At 55.3% G+C, this 510-nt stretch carries 1 protein-coding gene; it reads left to right on the forward strand.

What is annotated here, in order from left to right:
• Positions 1–510: IS3 family transposase (locus tag FCL40_RS18420; protein ID WP_136854725.1), on the forward strand; the 510-nt coding region annotated here is incomplete at both ends.

A 510-nucleotide genomic window follows, 5' to 3' on the forward strand; every position in this document is an offset into this window, starting at 1 on the left:
AGGGGCTGCGCTCTCAAACCGGCTACAAGCGTCGTAAGGGAATGTACGGTGGCAAATCCCAGGTAGCGGCTCCGAATACGTTGGATCGCCAATTTACCGTGTCAGAACCCAATAAGTCATGGGTGACGGACATCACCTACATCCGTACTCATGAGGGGTGGCTGTATCTGGCTGTCGTTATCGACCTGTTCTCCAGGCAGGTTGTCGGCTGGGCAATGAAGCCAAGGATGACCACTGACCTGGCAACGGATGCACTGCTGATGGCAGTATGGCGCCGCAAGCCAGAAAACGAAGTGCTGGTGCACTCCGATCAGGGCAGCCAGTTCACCAGTGATGAGTGGCAGCGATTTCTCAAGGAGCACAGCCTGAGTTGCAGCATGAGTCGCCGAGGCAATTGCCACGACAACGCGGTAGCAGAGAGCTTCTTCCAGTTGCTAAAGCGGGAAAGGATCAAGCGGAAGATCTACTCAACCCGAGATGAGGCTCGAAGCGAAGTCTTCGACTACATCG

Origin of the sequence: Ferrimonas sediminicola, from assembly GCF_005116715.1 — a bacterium.
Lineage (GTDB): Bacteria > Pseudomonadota > Gammaproteobacteria > Enterobacterales > Shewanellaceae > Ferrimonas > Ferrimonas sediminicola.